This window comes from Verrucosispora sp. WMMC514, from assembly GCF_027497295.1.
GTDB classification, from domain to species: Bacteria; Actinomycetota; Actinomycetes; order Mycobacteriales; family Micromonosporaceae; genus Micromonospora; species Micromonospora palythoicola.
On record NZ_CP114906.1, the window covers coordinates 453,703 to 474,188 of the forward strand.

At 73.4% G+C, this 20,486-nt stretch carries 21 protein-coding genes; 7 read left to right on the plus strand and 14 right to left on the minus strand.

Annotated features, from left to right (window positions below; translation table 11 throughout):
• The first annotated feature begins 14 nt into the window (after nt 1-14).
• Nucleotides 15-638: a TetR family transcriptional regulator gene (locus tag O7597_RS01925; protein ID WP_281581873.1), complete on the plus strand. Its 624-nt coding sequence runs from the start codon at nt 15-17 to the stop codon at nt 636-638.
• 1 nt (nt 639) lies between these two features.
• On the opposite strand, the gene O7597_RS01930 is transcribed toward O7597_RS01925, so the two are convergent.
• From O7597_RS01930 to O7597_RS01940, 3 genes are all read right to left on the minus strand, one after another.
• Nucleotides 640-1,365: a DUF2470 domain-containing protein gene (locus O7597_RS01930; RefSeq protein ID WP_281581874.1), complete on the minus strand. Its 726-nt coding sequence runs from the start codon at nt 1,363-1,365 to the stop codon at nt 640-642.
• A 64-nt stretch (nt 1,366-1,429) separates the two neighbouring features.
• Nucleotides 1,430-3,202 (minus strand): ABC transporter ATP-binding protein, encoded by a 1,773-nt coding sequence (locus O7597_RS01935; RefSeq protein ID WP_269738654.1) that lies wholly within the window; start codon nt 3,200-3,202, stop codon nt 1,430-1,432.
• A complete protein-coding gene (locus O7597_RS01940) occupies nt 3,202-5,070 on the minus strand; it encodes an ABC transporter ATP-binding protein (RefSeq protein WP_269737449.1) in 1,869 nt (622 codons plus the stop codon). Before O7597_RS01940 ends, O7597_RS01935 begins: the two co-directional genes overlap by 1 nt.
• A gap of 158 nt (nt 5,071-5,228) precedes the next feature.
• Between O7597_RS01940 and O7597_RS01945 the strand changes: the two genes are divergently transcribed.
• The 3 genes from O7597_RS01945 to O7597_RS01955 all read left to right on the plus strand — a co-directional run bounded on the left by O7597_RS01945 (nt 5,229) and on the right by O7597_RS01955 (nt 8,881).
• Nucleotides 5,229-5,858, plus strand: coding sequence for a TIGR03085 family metal-binding protein (locus O7597_RS01945; RefSeq protein ID WP_281581875.1), 630 nt, complete (start codon nt 5,229-5,231; stop codon nt 5,856-5,858).
• 123 nt (nt 5,859-5,981) lie between these two features.
• On the plus strand, nt 5,982-6,920 hold the full coding sequence (locus O7597_RS01950) for a terpene synthase (protein WP_281581876.1): 939 nt from the start codon (nt 5,982-5,984) through the stop codon (nt 6,918-6,920).
• A gap of 140 nt (nt 6,921-7,060) precedes the next feature.
• On the plus strand, nt 7,061-8,881 hold the full coding sequence (locus tag O7597_RS01955) for a long-chain fatty acid--CoA ligase (RefSeq protein WP_281581877.1): 1,821 nt from the start codon (nt 7,061-7,063) through the stop codon (nt 8,879-8,881).
• Between the two features lie 83 nt (nt 8,882-8,964).
• Here the strand turns inward: O7597_RS01955 and O7597_RS01960 are convergent, their stop codons facing one another.
• Nucleotides 8,965-10,422, minus strand: coding sequence for a PLP-dependent aminotransferase family protein (locus O7597_RS01960; protein WP_281581878.1), 1,458 nt, complete (start codon nt 10,420-10,422; stop codon nt 8,965-8,967).
• A gap of 58 nt (nt 10,423-10,480) precedes the next feature.
• Here O7597_RS01960 and O7597_RS01965 point away from each other — a divergent pair, with 58 nt between their 5' ends.
• Together O7597_RS01965 and O7597_RS01970 are read left to right on the plus strand one after the other, a co-directional pair.
• The gene (locus O7597_RS01965) at nt 10,481-11,134 is read left to right on the plus strand and encodes a hypothetical protein (protein ID WP_281581879.1); all 654 of its coding nucleotides are present in this window, start codon (nt 10,481-10,483) and stop codon (nt 11,132-11,134) included.
• A 143-nt stretch (nt 11,135-11,277) separates the two neighbouring features.
• On the plus strand, nt 11,278-11,739 hold the full coding sequence (locus tag O7597_RS01970) for a hypothetical protein (RefSeq protein WP_269737455.1): 462 nt from the start codon (nt 11,278-11,280) through the stop codon (nt 11,737-11,739).
• Nucleotides 11,740-11,804: 65 nt separating this feature from the next.
• Here O7597_RS01970 and hisF read toward each other — a convergent pair whose 3' ends face one another.
• The 9 genes from hisF to hisD all read right to left on the minus strand — a co-directional run bounded on the left by hisF (nt 11,805) and on the right by hisD (nt 18,713).
• On the minus strand, nt 11,805-12,572 hold the full coding sequence (hisF, locus tag O7597_RS01975) for an imidazole glycerol phosphate synthase subunit HisF (RefSeq protein ID WP_269737456.1): 768 nt from the start codon (nt 12,570-12,572) through the stop codon (nt 11,805-11,807).
• Nucleotides 12,573-12,639: 67 nt separating this feature from the next.
• Complete coding sequence (locus O7597_RS01980; protein ID WP_281581880.1) at nt 12,640-13,638, minus strand: NADP-dependent oxidoreductase; 999 nt, start codon at nt 13,636-13,638, stop codon at nt 12,640-12,642.
• Between the two features lie 54 nt (nt 13,639-13,692).
• Nucleotides 13,693-14,418 carry a bifunctional 1-(5-phosphoribosyl)-5-((5-phosphoribosylamino)methylideneamino)imidazole-4-carboxamide isomerase/phosphoribosylanthranilate isomerase PriA gene (priA, locus tag O7597_RS01985; protein WP_269737458.1) on the minus strand — a complete coding sequence of 242 codons (726 nt, stop codon included), beginning with the start codon at nt 14,416-14,418 and terminating at the stop codon, nt 13,693-13,695.
• Between the two features lie 22 nt (nt 14,419-14,440).
• Nucleotides 14,441-14,761, minus strand: coding sequence for a hypothetical protein (locus O7597_RS01990; protein WP_164449172.1), 321 nt, complete (start codon nt 14,759-14,761; stop codon nt 14,441-14,443).
• A 30-nt stretch (nt 14,762-14,791) separates the two neighbouring features.
• A complete protein-coding gene (gene hisH, locus O7597_RS01995; RefSeq protein ID WP_269737459.1) occupies nt 14,792-15,463 on the minus strand; it encodes an imidazole glycerol phosphate synthase subunit HisH in 672 nt (223 codons plus the stop codon).
• Entirely contained in the window at nt 15,460-15,642 is a 183-nt protein-coding gene (locus O7597_RS02000) for a hypothetical protein (RefSeq protein WP_093401546.1), read from the minus strand. The genes hisH and O7597_RS02000 overlap by 4 nt, the downstream gene beginning before the upstream one ends.
• A 25-nt stretch (nt 15,643-15,667) precedes the next feature.
• The gene (gene hisB, locus O7597_RS02005; protein ID WP_269737461.1) at nt 15,668-16,279 is read right to left on the minus strand and encodes an imidazoleglycerol-phosphate dehydratase HisB; all 612 of its coding nucleotides are present in this window, start codon (nt 16,277-16,279) and stop codon (nt 15,668-15,670) included.
• On the minus strand, nt 16,276-17,397 hold the full coding sequence (locus tag O7597_RS02010) for a histidinol-phosphate transaminase (RefSeq protein ID WP_269737462.1): 1,122 nt from the start codon (nt 17,395-17,397) through the stop codon (nt 16,276-16,278). Before O7597_RS02010 ends, hisB begins: the two co-directional genes overlap by 4 nt.
• Nucleotides 17,394-18,713, minus strand: a complete 1,320-nt coding sequence (gene hisD, locus O7597_RS02015) for a histidinol dehydrogenase (RefSeq protein WP_281581881.1) — start codon at nt 18,711-18,713, stop codon at nt 17,394-17,396. Before hisD ends, O7597_RS02010 begins: the two co-directional genes overlap by 4 nt.
• Nucleotides 18,714-18,820: 107 nt before the next feature.
• Here hisD and O7597_RS02020 point away from each other — a divergent pair, with 107 nt between their 5' ends.
• A complete protein-coding gene (locus O7597_RS02020; protein WP_269737464.1) occupies nt 18,821-19,516 on the plus strand; it encodes an LON peptidase substrate-binding domain-containing protein in 696 nt (231 codons plus the stop codon).
• Here O7597_RS02020 and O7597_RS02025 read toward each other — a convergent pair.
• Entirely contained in the window at nt 19,428-20,423 is a 996-nt protein-coding gene (locus tag O7597_RS02025) for a DUF2567 domain-containing protein (RefSeq protein WP_348650784.1), read from the minus strand. The genes O7597_RS02020 and O7597_RS02025 overlap by 89 nt on opposite strands.
• Nucleotides 20,424-20,486 lie beyond the last annotated feature (63 nt).

Sequence of the window (20,486 nt, forward strand, 5' to 3'; positions counted from 1 at the left end):
AGCGAGGGAGGACGATGGTACGGCGCAGCGGACGGCGACCGGGCAGACCCGGCACCCGGGACACGATCCTCGACGCGGCCCGGGCCGCGTTCGCCGAACGCGGCTACGACGCCAGCACCATCCGGGCCATCGCCGCCTCGGCCGGGGTCGACCCGGCCCTGGTGCACCACTACTTCGGCACCAAGGAACAGCTCTTCCTGGCCGCCATGCGTTTTCCGGTCAACCCCGGGGAACTGCTGCCGAAGGTGCTCGCCGGTGACCGTGCCGCCCTCGGCGAGCGGCTGGTCCGCATGTTCGTCACGGTGTGGGACTCGCCGGCCGGTGCCGCCGGGGTGGCCCTGCTGCGTTCCGCGGTCAGCAGCGAGTGGACCGCCCGGCTGCTGCGCGAGTTCCTCACCACCCAGGTGCTGCGCCGCGTTCTCGATCATCTCGACGTCGACCCGGCCGAGGTGCCGCTGCGCGGGTCGCTCGTGGCCAGCCAACTCGTCGGGCTGGCGCTGATGCGCTACGTGATCCGACTGGAACCGGTCGCCTCCGCCGCGCCCGAGACCCTCATCGCCACGGTCGGGCCGACCGTGCACCGCTATCTCACCGGCGCTCTCGGCGGTGTGCCCCACTCGGCACCGTCGGAGCGGTAGCTCAGCCCGCGCGGAGCACCGGGTGCAGCAGCCGGGTCAACTCGGCCCGGCCGGCCAGCCGGCGACCGAAGGCGAGCCGGGCCCGTCGCCGGGCGCCCGGCCGGCCGAAGGTCACCAGCATCCCGTACCTGTCGATCCGCTCGACCCGTGGCGCGTGCTCGGCCGGACCGGCGGCCAGGCCGAGCTGCCGGCACAGGTAGTCGGTCAGCCGCGAGGCGTGGTCCTCGCCCAGTTCGGCGAGCAGCTCCGCCTCGACCGGGTGCAGCGGATCCGGCTCGGCCTCGGCGTACGCCTGCGGATCGACGCGGCGCAACTCGCCGGCCCGGTGCCAACGGGCCTCGGCCACCTCGAAGCGGAACAGCCGGAAGCGGGTGCCGACGTCGAGCAGGTCGCCGGTGGGCTCCACCGTGGCGAAGTCCACCGCGGCGGCCCGCGCCTCGTCACCGGCCAACCGACGCGCCCAACCGGAGACCAGGGCCCGACCCAGTGACGGCGCCCCGGCGGCGGGCGGCAGGTCGAGCACGTCGAGCACCACCGCGACCGCCCGGTCCTCGGCGCCCAACGCCGCCGCGAGATCGCTCACCACCGGCACCAGCAGCAGCACCCGCCCCTCGGGGTCGGTGGCGTGGCGCGCGTGGTGCAGGCCGGGCCGGCAGGCCAGATGGACGAGGCCGGGCAACCGACCCGCGACCAGGGTCCGGACGATCTCGGCGGGGCTGGGCCGCATGACACGACCTCCTTTGAGGTTAGGCTTACCTAACTCGGAGGGTATGGCATCGGCCCGACGGCGTCTACCGGGTCTGCTCAAGCCACGAGGCGTAGAGCAGTCCGTACACCGAATCCGGGTCGCGGATCAGCTCGTCGTGCGAGCCACGCTGCACGATCCGCCCCCGGTCCACCACGATCACCTCGTCGGCGTTCTGCGCGGTGGACAGCCGGTGGGCGATCGCCAGAGTGGTCCGGCCCCGGGTCACCGCGTCCAACGTCCGCTGCAACCGCACCTCGGTGGCCGGATCCACCGCACTCGTCGCCTCGTCCAGCACCAGCAGGTCCGGATCGGCCACGTACGCCCGGGCCAGCGCCACCAACTGGCGCTCCCCCACGCTCAACGCCTCACCACGCTCGCCCACCCCGGTCGCCAACCCGGCGGGCAGCCCGTCCAGCCAGTCGGCCAGCCCCAACTCGGTGAAGGCGGCGGCGAGCTGCTCATCGGAAAGCTCCGGACGGGCGAAGCGGACGTTGTCGGCCACCGTGGCGTCGAACAGGAACCCGTCCTGCGGCACCATCACCACCCGGGAGCGCAGCGAGTCGAAACGCACGTCGGTGAGCGGCACCCCCGACAGCAGCACCGCCCCCGCCGACGGGTCCATCAGCCGGGTGACCAGCTTGGCGAAGGTGGTCTTGCCGCTGCCGGTCTCACCGACCACCGCCACCCGGCTCTTCGCCGGGATCTCCAGGCTGATGTCGTGCAGCACCGTCGGACCACCTGGATAGGCGAAGCGCACGTCGGCGAAGCGGATGTCCAGCGGCCCGGTGGGCAGTTCCCGCCCCTGCGGTCCGGGATCCGCCACGTCCGGTGCGACGTCCAGCACGTCGAGCACCCGTCGCCAGCCGGCGATCGCGTTCTGCGCCTCGTTGAGCACCTCGGTGGCGATCTGCACGGGCTGGATGAAGAGCGTCACCAGGAACAGGAACGCGGTGATCTCACCGATGCTCAGCGTCCGGTCGGCACCGAGGAACACCCCCAGCACCACCACGCCGGCCAACGCCAGACCGGCGGCCAGCTCACCGACCGAGCTGCCGAGAATGCTGATCCGGATCGCCTTCTGCTGGGCCCGCCGCTGACCGTCGATCGCCTCGTCCAACCGCCGGGCGGTGCGTCCCGCGATGCCGTACGCCCGGATCACCGGCGCGCCGACCACGCTCTCCCCGACCGCACCCAGCAGGGCACCGGTACGCTGCCGGACCACCCCGTACGCCGCGGCGAGCCGGCGTTGGAGCAGCCGGATCACCAGCACCGCCGGCCCGAAGGCGGCGAACACCACAAGCGTCAACTGCCACGAGTACGCCAGCATCACGGCCGTGGTGACCGCCAACTGACCCAGGTTGACCAGCAGGATCACCCCACCCCACTGGAGGAACTGGGTGATCTGGTCGACGTCGCTGGTGACCCGGGACACCAGCGAACCGCGCCGCTCCGACTGCTGGTGCAGCATCGACAGGTCGTGCACGTGCCGGAAGGCCCGGATCCGCACCCCCGCCAGGGCCGTCTCACTGACCGTGAACAGTCGGCGCATCATCAGGTAGCCACAGGCCGTGGTCACCACCAGCACCGCGGCGGTGACCGACACCACCACGAACAACGCGTCCAGGTTCAACCCACCGGCGATACCCCGGTCGATGCCCTGCTGCACCGCCACCGGCACGGCCACCCGGCCGACCATGTACACGAGGGCCAGACCGAGGGTGCCGGCCAGCCCGACCCGCAGCTCCGGGGAGAGCGCCAGCCCCCGCCGCAGCGTCCGCCACGTCGACTCGGCCTGCTCCGGCGCCTCGCCGCCCATCACCGGTCCACCTCCAGTCCGGAGGTCATCGGGGTGACCTCGTCGTACGTGCGCTGCCGGTCGTGGTCGACCTCGGCCTGCTCGTAGGCGGTGACGAGATCGGCGTAACCCGGCACGGTGGCCAGCAGCGTGCTGTGCGTGCCCCGCGCCACCACCCGCCCCTGCTCCAGGTAGATGACCTCGTCGGCGAGGGCGATGGTCGCCCGCCGGTAGGCCACCACCAGGATCGACGCGCCCGGGCCGCCGCCGGCCGAGGAGCGCAGCCCGGCCAGGATGGCGGCCTCCACCCGAGGGTCGACCGCGCTCGTCGCGTCGTCGAGCACCAGCAGGCGGGGACGTCCCGCCAACGCCCGGGCGAGGGTGAGCCGCTGCCGCTGGCCGCCGGAGAGCGAGGTACCCCGCTCGCCGACCATGGTGTCCAGACCGGCGGGCAGGGCGGCGACGAACCCGTCCGCCTCGGCCAGCCGCAGCGCGGCCCAGACCGCCTCGTCGTCCACGCCGGGCCGGTCCAGCGACACGTTGGCCCGTACGGTGTCGTCGAAGACGAACGGCACCTGGGCGACCAGCGCGGCGGTACCGGCGAGCACGTCCGCGGCCAGGTCCCGGACGTCCACCCCGTCGATGCTCACCGTGCCCGACCGGGGATCGACCAGCCGGACCGCCAGCGCGGTGACGGTGGACTTGCCGGCCCCGGTCGGCCCGACCAGGGCGACGGTCCTGCCGGCCGGCACCGTGAAGGAGACCTCGCCCAACACCTCGGCGCCGGGCAGGTGCGCCTCGGCGGGCTCGTAGGCGAAGCCGACGTCGGTGAAGGTGAGCGTGGCTGGCGTCGCCACGGCCGGGTCGGGCCGGAGGTCGCCGTACGGCATCTCGCCGGTGGCGTCGAGTACCCGGCGGATCCGGTCCCAGCCGGCGACGCTGCGCGGCAGTTCGGCGAGCACCCAGCCGATGGCCCGCACCGGAAAGGCCAGCACGGTGAACAGGAAGGCCACGCTGACCAGCTCGGACACCTCGATGGCGCCCTGCCGCAGCCGGTACGCCCCGACCACCAGCACCGCGAGGGTGCCGAGACTGGGCAGCGTCTCCAGCATCGGGTCGAAGATGCCCCGCAGCCGGCCGACCGAGATCAACGCGTCGCGCAACTGGCCGGCCCGGGCCGCGAACCGGGCGGTCTCCTGGGCCTCCCGACCCATCGTCTTGACCACCAGCGCGCCGTCGAAGCTCTCGTGGGCGATGCCGCTGACCTCGGCGCGCAGCCGCTGCGCCCGCGCCTGGCGCGGGGCCATCCGACGGGAGTACGCCACGTTGAGCGCGAACAGGGCCGGAAAGACGGCCAGCCCGACCAGTGCCAGTGCCCAGTCGACGGCGAACAGCGACGTCACCGCACCGACCAGCATCACGAGCGTGCCCACCGCGAAGGGCAGCGGCGCGATCGGTTGCCAGGCGGCCTCGACATCGGAGTTGGCGTTGGACAGCAACGTGCCGGTCGCGTTGCGGTGGTGCCAGGACAGCGGCAGTTCCAGGTAGCGGCGGGTGACCCGGCGACGGTAGGCGGCCTGCAGGCGGAACTGCATGTAGCCGGCGCCCAGTCGGCGACCGAAGATGCCGACCACCCGCAGCACGCTCAGCCCGAGCAGCGCCGCGGCGGCCAGCGCCAGCGCGCCCACCGCCACCGAACCGGTCTGCACGGCCGGCACCACCACGTCACCGACGACCGCGCCGACCACGAACGCGCTGGCGACCACCATCAGGCCGAACAGCACGCTGCCGGACACGGCGACCGCGAAGATCCTCGGTTGTTCTCGGATGGCCCGCCCGAGGACGCTCAGCCCGCGACCGAGCACGTCCCGACTAGTCCCGCTCGCCACATTCTCCCCCGCCGTAAGCCGCCACAATCATCTCTCATCCTTACCGCTGCGCGTCGGGTACGCCGACCCGAGGAGATATGTCCGACGTCACCCCACGGCCGGATCGACAGCGCCCGCTCGACACGCGACCCCGGCCGCCTCGGCCTACGATCACTGTCATGTCGCGGTACGCCCGATCGGAGCGCGAGGCGCTCGCCGAGCTGATGTCCACCCTGGGCCCGGACGCCCCGACCCTCAACGAGGGCTGGACGACCCGTGACCTCGCCGCGCATCTGGTGGTGCGGGAACGTCGGCCGGACGCCGCGGCGGGAATCGTCGTCCCGCCACTCGGCGGCCACGCCGAACGGGTGCGACGCCGGGTCGCCGCGCTCGACTGGACCGAGCTGCTCGGCCAGGTGCGGCACCCACCGGTGTGGAGCCCGGTGAGCAACCCGCTCACCGACGAGCTGACGAACACGTTGGAGTTCTTCATCCACCACGAGGACGTCCGTCGGGCCCGGGCGGGCTGGCAGCCGCGCGACCTGCCGGTGGGGTTGGAGCGGGCGTTGTGGCGACGGCTGTCGGCGCTCGGCCGGCTGGCCCTGCGCCGCTTCCCCGCCCAGGTGCTGGTGCAGGCCCCCGGCCACGGCGAGGTGGCCACCGGCCGGGGCGGCGAACCGCTGCGGCTGGTCGGCACGCCCGGTGAGCTGGCCCTGTTCCTGTCCGGCCGGCAGCGTGCGGCACGCATCCAACTCGACGGCGACCCGGCTCTGGCCGATCGGCTCCGCACCGCCAGCCTGGGCCTCTAACCGTCTGTGCGGAACCGGTCACGGCAAAATCCGAAACGTTACCAGACGCATCGACCGACCACCATCGGTGCTCCCGTACGCTGGCCCGCGCCGCCTCGTGGGGGGGTGGCGACAGGGAGCGCGATGCGAAGCTTTGTGGTCTCGGCCCTGCGAGAGCCTCCGTTCACCGGCGTCCGGCACGACGAAACCGAGCGCGTGGCCCGGGAGAGCGCGGACTGGGCGCAGCAACTGGGCCTGATCAGTAACGGCCAGCGGCTGCACCGGGCGGATGCCGCCGGGCTCGCCGGACGGGCCTGCCCGCAGGCCCCGCCGGAGCGTCTGCGTCTGCTGACCGACCTGATCTCCTGGCTGTTCGTGATGGACGACGCCTGCGACGAGGACGGGCTCGGCGCCGAGCCCACCCGACTCGCGCCGACCGTGGCCGCGCTGCTGGACGTGCTGGACCGCCAGGGCGCGCCGGGTCCGACGCCGCCCGGAGCGGCCGGGACGCTGGCGCTCGGGCTGACCGACCTGTGCCAACGGGTACGCGGCCACCGGCGCCCGGCCGTGCTGCTGCGGTTCGTCGCCGGGATGCGCGAGTACCTGCTCGCGCTGCTGTGGGAGGCGGCGAACCGGGAGCACGAGCGGGTTCCGCCGGTCGACGAGTACGTCCAGATGCGCCGACACACCGGCGCCGTGTACCCCAGCCTCACCCTGACCGACCTGGCCCTGGACGGCTTTCCACCGGCCGCCCGCCGGGCCGACCCCGGCTGGGCCACCCTGGAGATGCTCGCCGCCGACCTGATCTGCTGGTGCAACGACGTCTTCTCCTACGCCAAGGAGCACCACGGCGGGCCGGACGCGCACAATCTGATCACGGTGCTGACCAGGGAGACCGGTGACGAGTCGACGGCGCTGCGGGCCGCCGCCGACCGGTTCAACGACCGGCTCGGCGCGTACCTGGCGGCCGAGACCGACCTGTTGGCCCACCACGGCGACGCGGTGCGCCCGGCGCTGGCCAGCCGGCGGAACTGGATCCGGGCCACCTACGACTGGTCACGCGCGGCGGCGCGCTACGCGTGAGACGAGGCGTCCATCTGCCGGGAACGGACTGGTGGATGATCGTCAGGGCTAGCCGACGCCCGGTGCCAGGCAATACCCTTCGGTAACGAACACCGACCGTGACGACCGTCACGCCTCCACCCCCGAAGGCGGCTACAGCGATGGCTCTCGATGTACCGTACACCTCAATTCCTGACATGTTCCTCAAGCGCGTGGCGGCGTCCCCCGACCGCCACGCCTTTGCCCACCCCGGCCCGGACGGACCGGTCTGGCTGACCTGGGCACAGGTCTCGCAGCGGGCCAAGGCGGTCGCCGCCGGCCTGCACGGCCTGGGCGTCGGTCAGGAGGACCGGGTCGCGATCCTGGCGAACACCCGGATCGAGTGGGTGATCGCCGACTTCGGCATCATGTGCGCCAGCGGTGCCACGACCACGGTCTACCCGACCACCGAGCCCGAGGACGCGACCTACATCGTCTCCGACTCCGGCTCCAGCGTGCTGTTCGCGGAGAACCCGGACCAGGCGGCCAAGATCGCCGGAGCGCAGCTGCCCGCGCTGACCCACGTGGTCCTCTTCGACGGCGCCCCCGACCCGTCCGCGGCCGTGCCCCAGCTGACCCTGGCGCAACTGGAGGAGCAGGGGGCCCAGCGGCTCGCCGAGGACCCGGAGCTGATCGAGCGCCTGGTCGCCGGCATCGGCCCGGATCACCTGGCCACCCTGATCTACACCTCCGGCACCACCGGCCGACCCAAGGGTGTCGAGCTGCTGCACGGCGGCTGGTGCTGGGAGGGCGTGGCGCAGGAGGCGGTCGGGCTGCTCCGCGAGGACGACCTGCAGTACCTCTGGCTGCCGCTGTCCCACTCGTTCGGCAAGACGCTGCTCTGCGGCGCCACGCACGTCGGCCTGCCCACGTACGTGGACGGTCGGGTCGACAAGCTCGTCGAACTGCTCTCGGTGGTCCGCCCGACGCTGATGTGTGGCGCGCCCCGGGTCTTCGAGAAGGTCTACAACAAGTCGGTCACGACCGCGCAGGACGCCGGTGGGGCGAAGGCCAAGATCTTCGCGTGGGCGGTCGGCGTCGGCAAGGAGAAGGTCGCCCTGGAGCAGGCCGGCAAGCCGGTGCCGGGTGGGCTGAAGCTCAAGTACACGCTGGCGGAGAAGCTGGTCTTCAGCAAGCTCCAGGCCCGCCTCGGTGGTCGGATCCGGGTGCTGGTCTCCGGTGCCGCCCCGCTGAGCCCGGAGATCGCCACCTTCTTCGCCGCGGCGAACCTGCCCATCTCGGAGGGCTACGGTCTGACCGAGACCAGCGCCGGCAACTTCGTCAACCCGCCCGACGGGTTGCGGATCGGCACCGTCGGCAAGGCGATGGGCGACCTCGAGTGCCGCATCGACACCGACGGCGAGATCCTGATCAAGGGCCGACCGGTGATGCGGGGCTACCACAACCTGCCCGAGGAGACCGCCGCCGCCTTCACCGAGGACGGCTTCTTCCGTACCGGCGACATCGGCAGCCTCGACGACGACGGTTACCTGCGCATCACCGACCGCAAGAAGGACCTGGTCAAGACCTCCGGCGGCAAGTACGTCGCGCCGTCGCACATCGAGGGCATGTTCAAGGCCACCTGCCCGTACACCTCGCAGGCCGTGGTGATCGGTCAGGCCCGCAACTACTGCACCATGCTGGTGACGCTGGACCCGGACGCCATCACCGGCTGGGCGGCCGGCACCCCGCTGGAAGGTCGCCCGTACGCCGAGGTCGTGGCCTCCCCCGAGGCCCAGGCCATGGTGGAGGAGTACGTCGCCCAGCTCAACCAGAAGCTGAACCGCTGGGAGACCATCAAGAAGGTCACCATCCTGCCGCGCGATCTGACCATCGAGGACGGCGAGATCACCCCGTCGCTGAAGATCAAGCGTCGGGGCGTGGAGAGCAACTTCTCCGACGAGATCGACAAGATGTACGCCGGCACCGTCGCCGAGATCTGACGACCCCACCGCGTCGGCCCCGCACTCGTCCCTCCCCGGGGTGCGGGGCCGATCCGTGTCGCGCCACGACCGGCGGCGAGGGTTCAGGCGATGACGCTCGGCTCCGGCCAGCGGGTCTGCCCCGCCCGGTCCAGGTCGTAACGGACCGCCGCGATCCGCCCGACCGCCTCGACCAGGTCGGTGGCCGGCAGGGTGAACGGCAGCCGCAGGAAGCGCTCCAGCGTCCCGTCGAGGCCGAAGCGCGGGCCGGGCGCGAGGCGTACGCCAACCTCCTCGGCGGCCCGCGCCAGCGCGCTGGAGATCGGCCCGTCCAACTCGGCCCAGAGCGTCACCCCGCCGCGCGGCACGGTGACCCGCCACTCCGGCAGCCGGCTGGCCAGCGCGCCGAGCAACGCGTCACGCTGCACGGCCAGCTGCGCCCGCCGGGCGGCCACGATGTCCGGCGCGACCTTCAGCAGGTGCACCGCGACCAACTGGTCCAGCACGGGGCTGGACATGTCGACCCCCACCCGCGCCGCGGCCAGCCGCTGCACCTGCGGCGCCGAGGTCCGGATCCAGCCGATCCGCAGCCCGCCCCAGAACGGCTTGCTCATGCCACCGACGCTCACCACCCGGGAGTGCCGGTCGAAGCTCGCGGTCGGCGGCGGCAGGTCGGTCCCGTCCAGCGGCAGGTCCACGAACGACTCGTCGATCACCAGGTCGGTGCCGACCTGGTGCGCGGTGGCCACCAGCCGTTCCCGTAGCTCGGCCGGCATCAGGTGCCCGGTCGGGTTCTGGAAGTCGGGGATCAGGTAACCGACGCGGGGTCGCACCTGCCGCAACGTGCCCAGCAGCAGGTCCGCGTCCCAGCCGTCGGCGTCGGTGGCCAGGCCGTACGTGGTGATCCGGGCCCGCCGGGCGGCCAGGGCCGCCAGGGCGTTCGGGTAGCTCGGCGACTCCACCAGGACCCCGCCGCCCGGCGCGAGCACCAACCGCAGCACCAGGTCCAGGGCGTGCTGCGTACCGTTGGTGACCATGATCTGGTCGGGTGAGGTGGGCAGCCCCCGTTCGGTGTACCGCTGGGCGACCGCCTCCCGCAGCTCGATGATCCCGATCGGGTGGTACCCGGCGCCGTTGAGGTAGTGGGGCAGATCCTCGGCCGCCGCCCGGGCCGCCGGCAGCAGCTCGGGCGGAGCGGACAACGCCGCCACACCGAGGTCGAGCATGTCCCGGTCGTCCAGTGGGATCCACAGTCCGTTCGGCGCCACCCGGTGCGTACCGGGCAGCATCGTCCAGCTTCCGGCCCCCCGCCGGCTGGCCAGGTGTCCGCTGTCGCGCAGCTCGCGGTACGCGGCCGTGACGGTGGTACGGCTGACCCGCAGCGCCTCGGCCAGGTCCCGTTCGGCGGGCAGCCGCACGCCGAGGGGAAGCCGACCGTCGGCGAGCAGGCCGCGCACCGCGCCGGCCAACGCGGCATAGTCGGGGCTGCGTCGTCGACCCGGCAGGGCGTGCCACTGCCCGAGCAGGCGGGCCAATTGGACCCCACGCACCTGACTCACCATGGCCACTCCCCCGATATTGGCTCTATCGCGACGCCAATTGGCACCTAGAGTGGCATGCGTGGCGATGATTGGCAACCTCCGGCACCGGCCGGCACGACGGCTGACGCACCTGTTCGTCGGGCTCGTCATCTACGGCTTCAGCATGGCGCTGATGATCCGCTCCGGGCTCGGCCTGAACCCGTGGGACGTCTTCCACCAGGGGCTGTCCCGACTGACCGGCCTGAGCATGGGCACGGTGGTCATCGCGGTGGGCGCGCTGGTGCTGCTGGCCTGGATCCCGCTGCGCCAGCGCCCCGGCCTCGGCACCGTCGCCAACGTGGTGGTGATCGGCCTGGCGGTCGACGCGACCCTGGCCCTGCTACCCCCGGGGGGACCACTCGCGCTGCGGATCGTCCTGCTGATCGCCGGGATCGTGGGCAACGGCGCGGCCACCGCGCTCTACCTCGGCGCCCGACTCGGACCCGGCCCCCGGGACGGGTTGATGACCGGCCTGGTCGCCCGCCGTCCCGGCCGTTCGCTACGCCTGGTCCGCACCATCATCGAGGTCGGCGTGCTGGCCGTGGGCGCCGTGCTCGGCGGTACGGTCGGCATCGGCACCGTCGCCTACGCGCTGACCATCGGACCACTGGCCCAGCTGTTCCTGCCCCTGTTCGACGTCGCCGAACCGGAACCGCCGAGGGTGGAACGGATCGAGCCGGCCCCGGCCACCTGACGAACACCCAGCGCCACGGACCCATACCGGATCGAGTCGATTCCGTCCACCCGCATCGACTGTCGGCAATCATGATGCCACTCACGGTCGCAGTGCGGCGGTCGGTGTTTTCCTGAAGCCGGGTCGCCCGGCAGAATCTCCGCATGGGGGACAACGCCTGGCGTCGTACCGACGCATGGATCTTCGTCTCGCTGGTGATCGCCAGCGGCGCCGGACGCCACCGACGGTCCACGACCACCCGCCGCCCCGAGGGAGTACGCCTGGCCGACGTGCTCTCCACGGCCGACCACCTCGACCGGAGCATCCCCGAACGGCACGACATCGAGGAGGCGATCCGCCGGTTGCTCGGTGCCGGGCTGGTCGACGTCTCCGACGGCTGGTTCCGGATCACCCCCGACGGCGAACACCTGTGGCGCTCCCGGCCCAGCGCCGGGCTGGCCACCACCGTCGACACGGTGCAGGGGGTGCTCAGCCGCCGGCACGCGCCGGGCACCGCGGACTGGCATCTCGACGAGCGGGAGCACGCCGCCGCCGTACAGGAATATCTGGTGCGCTCGATCCCGGCGCCCCGGCGCTCCCCCGAGGGACACTCCGGCCGCGGCTGACCGCCACGCCGTCGTCCGCCGCACGGCCGGGACGCGACCTGCCGGCAGCAGCGTCCCCGACGGTGTCAGCGCACCGGGTGGCCGGCGCCGCGCAGCACGTCCTTGACCTCCGCCACGGTCAGCTCCCCGAAGTGGAACACGCTGGCGGCCAGCACCGCGTCGGCGCCGGCGCCGATGGCCGGCGGGAAGTGCGCCGCCGCACCGGCGCCCCCGCTGGCCACCACCGGAACGTCGACGACCCGGCGTACCGCGCCGATGAGTTCCAGGTCGAAACCGGCCTTGGTGCCGTCGGCGTCCATCGAGTTGAGCAGGATCTCGCCCGCGCCCAACTCGGCGCCACGACGCGCCCACTGCACGGCGTCCAGCCCGGTGCCGCGCCGCCCGCCGTGGGTGGTCACCTCGAAGCCGCTTGCGGTGGTGCCCACCGCTGCCCGCCGCACGTCGAGCGAGAGCACCAGCACCTGCCGACCGAACCGCTCCGCGATCTCCGCGAGCAGTTCCGGACGCGCGATCGCCGCCGTGTTCACGCCGATCTTGTCGGCCCCCGCGCGCAGCAGGGTGTCCACGTCCGCCACCGTCCGCACCCCACCGCCGACGGTCAGCGGAATGAAGACCGACTCGGCGGTACGGCGGACCACGTCGAGCATGGTGCCCCGGTCACTGGACGAGGCGGTGACGTCGAGGAAGGTCAACTCGTCGGCACCCGCACGGTCGTACGCGGCGGCCAGCTCGACGGGGTCACCCGCGTCCCGCAGGTCGACGAAGTTGACGCCCTTGACCACCCGTCCCGCGTCCACGTCGAGACAGGGGATCACCCGTACCGCCACCGTCATGCGACGAGCCTATCGCCGCCCGGACGACGCCCGGTACCCCACTCGATTCGACCGTGCACGCCGCCGGTCACAGCCGCACCAGCATCTTGCCGAGGTTCTCCCCCCGCAGCAGGCCGAGGAAGGCCGCCGGGGCGTTCTCCAGGCCGTCGACGATCGTCTCGTCGTAGGCGAGCGCGCCCTCGCGCAGCCACCCGGCGACCTCTCGCACGAACTGCTCCCGCAGGTGGCCGTGATCACTGACCAGGAAACCGCGCAGGGTCAGCCGCTTGCCGATCACCTGGGCCAGGTTGCGCGGAGCGGCCGGCGCCTCGGTGTCGTTGTACTGCGCGATCATGCCGCAGATCGCCGCCCGACCGTGCAGGTTCATCGACGAGATGGCCGCCTCCAGGTGCTCGCCACCGACGTTGTCGAAGTAGACGTCGACACCGTCGGGAGCGGCGGCCCGCAGCAGGTCGCGTACCGGGCCGTCGTGGTAGTCGAACGCGGCGTCGAAGCCGAGCGCCCGCAGCCGCCCGACCTTCGCCGCCGACCCGGCGCTGCCGACCACCCGACCCGCGCCGCGGAGCCGGGCGATCTGGCCGACCACGCTGCCCACCGCACCGGCCGCCCCGGAGACGAAGACCGTCTCACCCGGACGCATCGCGGCCACCTCCAGCAGCCCGGCGTACGCGGTCAGCCCGGTCATCCCGAGCACACCGAGGTAGGCGGTCACCGGCGCCAGATCCGGGTCGACCTTCCGGGCGGTCTTCGCCTCGACCAGCGCGTAGTCCCGCCAGCCGAGGCCGTGCAGCACCGTGTCGCCCGGGGCGAACCCGTCGGCGGAACCGCTCACCACCTCGCCGACCGCCCCGCCGTCGAGCGGCGCGTCCAGGGCGAACGGCGGCACGTAGGACCGCACGTCGTTCATCCGCCCGCGCATGTACGGGTCCACCGACATGTACCGGTTGCGCACCAGCAACTGCCCCGGACCGGGGGTGGGGATCTCGGCGGCGACGAGCCGGAAATTGTCCTCGGTGGGCCAGCCTTGCGGGCGGGCGGCCAACTGGATCTCACGGTTGGTGGGCACGGGAGCGTCCTTCCTCTGCGGGTCGGGCGGCGGCGCGGCCGGGCCGGATCCGGATCACGGGTTCGCGAGGACCGCCAGGGCCTCCGCCACGGTGAACGCCTCCGCGTAGAGCGCCTTGCCGGCGATGACCCCCTCCACGCCGACCGGTTCCAGGGTGGCCAGGGCCCGCAGGTCGTCCAGGGTGGAGACGCCGCCGGAGGCGATCACCGGGGCGTCGGTACGGGCGCACACCTCGCGCAGCAGGTCCAGGTTCGGTCCGCGCATGGTGCCGTCCTTGGTGATGTCGGTGACCACGTAGCGGGAGGCACCGGCCTTGTCGAGCCGCTCCAGCACCTCGTACAGGTCGCCGCCGTCGCGGGTCCAGCCCCGGGCCGCCAGGGTCCGGCCGCGCACGTCCAGCCCGATCGCCACCCGGTCGCCGTACTCCGCGCAGACCCGGTCGCACCACTGCGGGTCCTCCAGCGCGGCGGTGCCGATGTTCACCCGCTCGGCACCGGTGGCCAGCGCGGCGCGCAACGAGGCGTCGTCCCGGATGCCACCGGACAGTTCCACCCGTACGTCGAGACGGCGCACCACCTCGGCGAGCAGGTCGGCGTTGCTGCCCCGGCCGAACGCGGCGTCGAGATCGACCAGGTGGATCCACTCGGCACCGTCACGCTGCCACGCCAACGCGGCCTCCAGCGGGTCGCCGTAGGTGGTCTCGCTGCCCGCGGCGCCCTGCACGAGCCGGACGGCCTGGCCGTCGGCGACGTCCACGGCGGGCAACAGGGTGAGGCTCATGTGTCGGGTCCCTCTCGCATGGTCAACGGCGGTCCAGGGCGATCACCACGATCACCGGCAGGACGAGCAACAGCAGCAGGATCAGCCCGACCCGCAGCGCCAGGTCGGGCACGAACACCCAGATCAGGGTGATCGCGGCCAGGGTGAGCGCCACGATGGCGGCCCGCTCACCCTGGGAGTATCGGGGCAGCCGACCGGTGCGGCCACGACGCACCGTCGGCACCACCCGGCGGACCAGCGCCCGACGGCGTGCCCGGCGGGCGGCGGCGCGCTCCCGCAGCACCCGCTGCCGGGCCGCCTCCGCCTCCCGGGCCGCCCGGCGCTGGGCCCGTTCCCGGCTCACCGTGGCCCCCGGCGGGCGGCACCGGCCAACTCAGTCACCGGCGGGCACGGTGGCCAGCCAGTTGCGCAGCAACGCGGCACCGGTGTCGGCGGACTTCTCGGGGTGGAACTGGGCGGCCGACAGCGCACCGCGTTCCACCGCCGCGACGAAGTCACAGTCGTGGTGCGCCGTGGTCACCCGCGCGCCCGACGCGGTCAGCGCGGCCGGGTCGGCGACGGCGTACGAGTGGACGAAGTAGAACCGGCTGTCGGCGGGCAGGCCGGCGAAGAGCACCGAGCCGACCGGCGCCTGCACGGTGTTCCAGCCCATGTGCGGCAGCCGGGCGGCGGCGAGCCGGGTGACCGTGCCCGGCAGCAGGCCCAGTCCCTTGGTCACCACCCCGTGTTCGTCGCCGGACTCGAAGAGGATCTGCATGCCCACGCAGATGCCCAGTACCGGGCGGCCGGCGGCGACCCGCCCGGCGATCACCGGCCCGGCGCCGATCGCCTCGATGCCGGCCACGCACGCGGCGAAGGCGCCGACCCCGGGCACCACCAGGCCGTCGGCGTCGGCGGCGGCGGCGAGATCACCGGTGACCAGCACGTCGGCCCCGGCCGCGGCCAGGGCGCGCTCGGCGGAGCGCAGGTTGCCCGAGCCGTAGTCGAGAACCACGATCCGACGCCGTCCGCGTGGGGCCGTACCGCCCTCGGGCCGGCCGGTCATGACCCGTCCCCCGGCAGCAGCCAGAGCACACCCGCGGCGGTGGCCAGCACCGCCAGCAGCGCGGTGACGACCACCGCGCCGCGCGGCGCCCCCTGCCGGTGCAGGGACAGCGCCCCACCGACCAGCACCCCGGCCAGGATCAGCAGCAACGTGGGCAGGATGCCGCTCACCGGCGACACCCCCGCCGCACCGAACCCGCGCCGGTCACAACGCCCCCTTGGTGCTGGGAATCGCCCCGCCCGCCGTCGGGTCCACCGCGGTGGCCTCGCGCAGCGCCCGGGACACCGCCTTGAACTGCGCCTCTACCACGTGGTGGGCGTCCGGGTGCCCGCCGGGGCGGGCCGCCCGCAACACGTCCACGTGCAGCGTGATCCGGGCCGCCTGACCGAAGGACTCCCAGATGTGCCGGGTCATGCTGGTCGGGTACACCGGGCCGATGTAGGGCGCCAGCGGCGGCTCGTCGTGCACCACGTACGGACGTCCGGAGAGGTCGACGGCCGCCCGGACCAGCACCTCGTCCATCGGCACGGTGGCCGAGCCGTAGCGCCGGATGCCCGCCTTGTCGCCGAGCGCCTGGTCGAACGCGGCGCCGAGGGCCAGCGCGGTGTCCTCCATCGTGTGGTGCGCGTCGATCTCCAGGTCACCCACGGTGCGCACGGTCAGGTCGAAGCCACCGTGCCGGGCGATCTGGTGCAACATGTGGTCGTAGAAACCGACCCCGGTGCTGATCTCGGCCACTCCGGTGCCGTCGAGGTCGATCTCGACCAGGACCTTGGTCTCCTTGGTGATCCGCTCCACCCGGGCGGTCCGGCTCATGATGTGCCTTTCGTCGGTAGCGGCTGCGGGGCGATCAACCCCTCGCGCTGGATATCGTGCACGGCGGCGAGGAAGGCGTCGGTTTCGGCCCGGGTGCCGGCGGTGACCCGCAGCCAGCCGGGCAGGCCCACGTCACGCACCAGCACGCCGCGCGCCAGCAGCGCCCGCCAGGCCACCGACTGGTCGCCGCCGACCTCGTACAACACGAAGTTGGCGTCGCTGTCGGCGACCCGCAGGCCACGACGGCGCAGCTCGGCGACGATGCGGTCCCGCTGCTCGGAGATCTCGGCGACCGTGCCGAGCAGGGCTTCACGGTGGGCCAACGCGGCCCGCGCGGCGGCCTGGGTGAGCGCGGAGAGGTGGTACGGCAGCCGGACCAGCTGCACCGCGGCCACCACCGCCGGATCGGCGGCCAGGTAGCCCAGCCGGCCACCGGCGAAGCCGAACGCCTTGCTCATCGTCCGGGTGACCACCAGCCGGGGATGACCGGGCAACACCGCGAGGGCGCTGACCGTGCCCGGCCGGGCGAACTCCGCGTAGGCCTCGTCGACCACCACCATCCCCGGGGCGACGTCGAGCACCGCACGGATCACCGTCGGGTCGAGCGCGGTGCCGGTGGGGTTGTTCGGCGAGCAGAGGAAGACCACGTCCGGGCGGTGCTCGCGGACCTGCGCGACCGCCTCGTCGGCGGTCAACCCGAAGTCGACCCCCCGGCGGGCCGGCACCCACCGGGTGCCCGTGCCGAGCGCCAGCAGCGGATGCATCGAGTACGCCGGGGTGAACCCGAGCGCACTGCGCCCCGGTCCGCCGAACGCCTGGAGCAGCTGCTGCTGGACCTCGTTGGAGCCGTTGGCCGCCCACACCCCGTCGGCGGTGAGCCCGTGGCCGAGATATTCGGCCAGGTCGGCACGCAACGCCAGCGCGTCCCGGTCGGGGTAACGGTTGAGATCGCGCAGCTCCGCGGTGAGGGCCTTGCCGATCGCCTCGGCCACCGCCTCCGGCACCGGGTGGGAGTTCTCGTTGGTGTTCAGCCGCACCGGCACGTCGAGCTGCGGCGCACCGTACGGCGACCGTCCCCGCAGGTCGTCACGGATCGGCAGGTCGTCCAGCCCGGTCATCCGGCGGCTCCGAACCGGGCGGTGACCGCCTGGCCGTGCGCCGGCAGGTCCTCCACGTTCGCCAGCGTCACCACGTGCCCGGCGACCTCCCGCAGCGCCTGCTCGGTGTACTCCACCACGTGCACGCCGCGCAGGAACGACTGCACCGACAGCCCGGACGAGTGCCGGGCGCAACCCCCGGTGGGCAGCACGTGGTTGGAGCCGGCGCAGTAGTCGCCCAGCGACACCGGCGAGTACGCGCCCACGAAGATCGCCCCGGCATTGCGTACCCGCATCGCCCACTGGCGGGCGTCGGCGGTCTGGATCTCCAGGTGCTCCGCCGCGTACGCGTCGACCACCCGCAACCCCGCCGCCAGGTCGTCGACGAGCACCACGCCGCTCTGCTCGCCGCCCAACGCGGTGCCGACCCGCTCGGCGTGCTTGGTCGCCGGCACCAGCCGGGCCAACTCCCGGTCCACCGCGTCGGCCAGCGCGAGCGACGGGGTGACCAGCACACTCGCCGCGAGGGGGTCGTGCTCGGCCTGGCTGATCAGGTCAGCGGCGACGTGCACCGGGTCGGCGGTGTCGTCGGCCAGGATCGCGATCTCGGTCGGCCCGGCCTCCGCGTCGATGCCGACCACCCCGCGCAGCAACCGCTTCGCGGCGGTGACCCAGATGTTTCCCGGTCCGGTGATCATGTCCACCGGAGCGCAGTGCGCGCTGCCGGCGGCGTCGACGGCGCAGCCGTACGCCAGCATCGCCACGGCCTGGGCCCCACCGACCGCGTACACCTCGTCGACGCCGAGCAGCGCGCAGGCGGCGAGCACCCGTGGGTCGGGCAGGCCACCGTTGTCCTGCTGCGGCGGGCTGGCCACCACCAGCGACCGGACGCCGGCCGCCTGGGCGGGCACCACGTTCATCACCACGGTCGACGGGTACATCGCCAGCCCACCGGGAACGTAGAGGCCGACCCGGTCGACCGGGAGCCACCGCTCGGTGACCGTGCCGCCGGGCACGACCTGGGTGGTGTGGTCGACCCGTCGCTGATCCGCGTGCACCCGCCGGGCCCGGGCGATCGACTCCAGCAGCGCCGCCCGGACCTGGTCGTCAAGCTTGCCCTCCGCCGCCGCGATGGCCTCCGCCGGCACCCGCAGCACCTCCGGAGCCACCCCGTCGAACCGCTCGCTGGCCTCGCGGACCGCCGAGTAGCCATGCTCGCGCACCGCCGCGACGATCGGACGGATGCGCTCGACCGCCACGGAGACGTCGAGCTGGGCGCGAGGCAGCAGGTGGCGCGGGTCACGCGCACCACCGCGCAGGTCGATCCGGTTCAACACGCCTGCGAGTCTAGGCGGCCGTCCGCCGGGCCGACCGGCGCCGCCCGCTGTCCGGGACGGTGAGCCGGGACACGCCACCGCCCGCCGATCGGGCTAGGCTTGATCACGTGACCGAACGGCTACCGGTGTTCCCGCTCGCCACGGTGCTCTTTCCAGGGCTGGTACTGCCGCTGCACATCTTCGAGGAGCGTTACCGCGCGCTGGTCCGGCACCTGGTCGCGCTGCCCGACGGGGCACCACGCGAGTTCGGGGTGGTCGCCATCCGCAGCGGCTGGGAGGTCGCCTCCGCTGCCGGTCAGGAGATGTCCGGCGACGTCACCCTGCACGAGGTGGGCTGCACGGCCGAGCTGCGGCAGGTCACCGAGTTGGCGGACGGGGGCTTCGACATCGTCACCGTCGGGCGGCGACGGTTCCGGGTGGGCGAGGTCGACCGGAACTCCGCGCCCTACCTGACCGCCGAGGTGCAGTGGTTGCCCGAGCCGGACGGTCCGGACGAGGCCGCCGACCTGCTGGCGGCCCGGGTGATCGCCGTCTTCCGGCAGTACCTGGGCCTGATCCGGGCCGAGGCCGGGCAGCTGACCGAGCAGCTGCCCGAGGACCCGACGGTGCTGTCCCACCTGGTCGCCGCCACCGCGGCGTTGACGGTGACGGACCGCCAGCGGCTGCTCGCCATCGACGACACGGCGGCCCGGCTGCGTGCCGAGCTGCACCTGCTCAACCGCGAGGCGGCCCTGCTTCGCCAGGTGCGGGCGGTTCCGGTGCCGCTGGCGGAACTGGCCTCGCCGCCGCCGGCCCCGAACTGACCCCGTCCTCGCGCCCCGCCGGCCCGGAACCGGCGTCTTCTCCCGGTCCCGCCGGCGCGGAACCGGCGTCTCCCGCCGGCCCTGCGGGCACCGGCGCGGGCGCGGTGAGCCAGGTCACGTCCGGCTCCGGCTCCGGCCGCAGTGACGGCCACCGCGACCAGCCGGCGAGCAGGGTGTACGTCACCGCGGCGGCGAACGCCGGCAGCAGCACGTTGCCGTAGGGCAGCGGCAACACCCCGAGGAACAGCTCGATCCCGCCGGCCCGCAGGTCGGCCGGCTTGCTGAAGCGGGTGCCCTCCGGGGCGGTGTCCAGCAGCCGCTGGTAGCCGGCCAGACCGACCCGACGCCCCACCTGCCAGGCGACCAACGCGGCGACGAGCGCACCGACCGCCGCGACGACCAGCCCGACCGGTCCCCGGTTCCGGCGCAGCAGGAACCACACGGCGAGCGCGGTGAGCACCCCGAAGGCCAACCCGAGCAGACTGAACCACCCGTCGGCGGCGATCGGCTGCTCCGGCTGCGCCAGGCCGTAGACCGCGCCGTCGCCGCTCCGGACGACCGGGGTGGCCGGCGCGACCGCCGCCCAGATCCACCCCAGCGGGGCCCCCAGCAGACCCAGCACCAACACCGTCGCCGCACCGACCGCCATCGTGCGGCCGAACCCGGCCGACCGTCCGGCGGTCGACCCGGTGGCCTCGGCGGACGACACGGCGGCCCCCGCCGCCGCGTCGATTGGCGACGCGACGCCCTCGGCGGCCGGCCCCGTGGCCGTCGGCCCGGTGTCCGACCCGGTGGGTGGCCCGACGGCGTCCGTCGCCGGCCGGCTGGTCGTCGGCTCGGTCGGCGACGGCGGGACGGCAGCCGGCGGCCGTGCGGGCGGTTCGGCGGCGGGGGTGCTCGGGCTCACCCGATGATCCTCGCAGCTACCGTCGTCGGTCGTACACCGTGTCGCGGCAGCAGCTCGCCGTGA

Coding starts and splice junctions, on each gene's coding strand:
- O7597_RS01930 (WP_281581874.1), bottom strand. CDS start 1,365: ATGCGGCCCAGCCCCGCCGAGATCGTCCGGACCCTGGTCGCGGGTCGG.
- O7597_RS01955 (WP_281581877.1), top strand. CDS start 7,061: ATGGCTCTCGATGTACCGTACACCTCAATTCCTGACATGTTCCTCAAG.
- hisB (WP_269737461.1), bottom strand. CDS start 16,279: ATGAGCCGGACCGCCCGGGTGGAGCGGATCACCAAGGAGACCAAGGTC.
- O7597_RS01925 (WP_281581873.1), top strand. CDS start 15: ATGGTACGGCGCAGCGGACGGCGACCGGGCAGACCCGGCACCCGGGAC.
- O7597_RS02010 (WP_269737462.1), bottom strand. CDS start 17,397: ATGACCGGGCTGGACGACCTGCCGATCCGTGACGACCTGCGGGGACGG.
- O7597_RS01945 (WP_281581875.1), top strand. CDS start 5,229: ATGTCGCGGTACGCCCGATCGGAGCGCGAGGCGCTCGCCGAGCTGATG.
- hisF (WP_269737456.1), bottom strand. CDS start 12,572: ATGACGGTGGCGGTACGGGTGATCCCCTGTCTCGACGTGGACGCGGGA.
- O7597_RS01950 (WP_281581876.1), top strand. CDS start 5,982: ATGCGAAGCTTTGTGGTCTCGGCCCTGCGAGAGCCTCCGTTCACCGGC.
- O7597_RS01970 (WP_269737455.1), top strand. CDS start 11,278: ATGGGGGACAACGCCTGGCGTCGTACCGACGCATGGATCTTCGTCTCG.
- hisH (WP_269737459.1), bottom strand. CDS start 15,463: ATGACCGGCCGGCCCGAGGGCGGTACGGCCCCACGCGGACGGCGTCGG.
- priA (WP_269737458.1), bottom strand. CDS start 14,418: ATGAGCCTCACCCTGTTGCCCGCCGTGGACGTCGCCGACGGCCAGGCC.
- O7597_RS01935 (WP_269738654.1), bottom strand. CDS start 3,202: ATGGGCGGCGAGGCGCCGGAGCAGGCCGAGTCGACGTGGCGGACGCTG.
- O7597_RS01960 (WP_281581878.1), bottom strand. CDS start 10,422: ATGGTGAGTCAGGTGCGTGGGGTCCAATTGGCCCGCCTGCTCGGGCAG.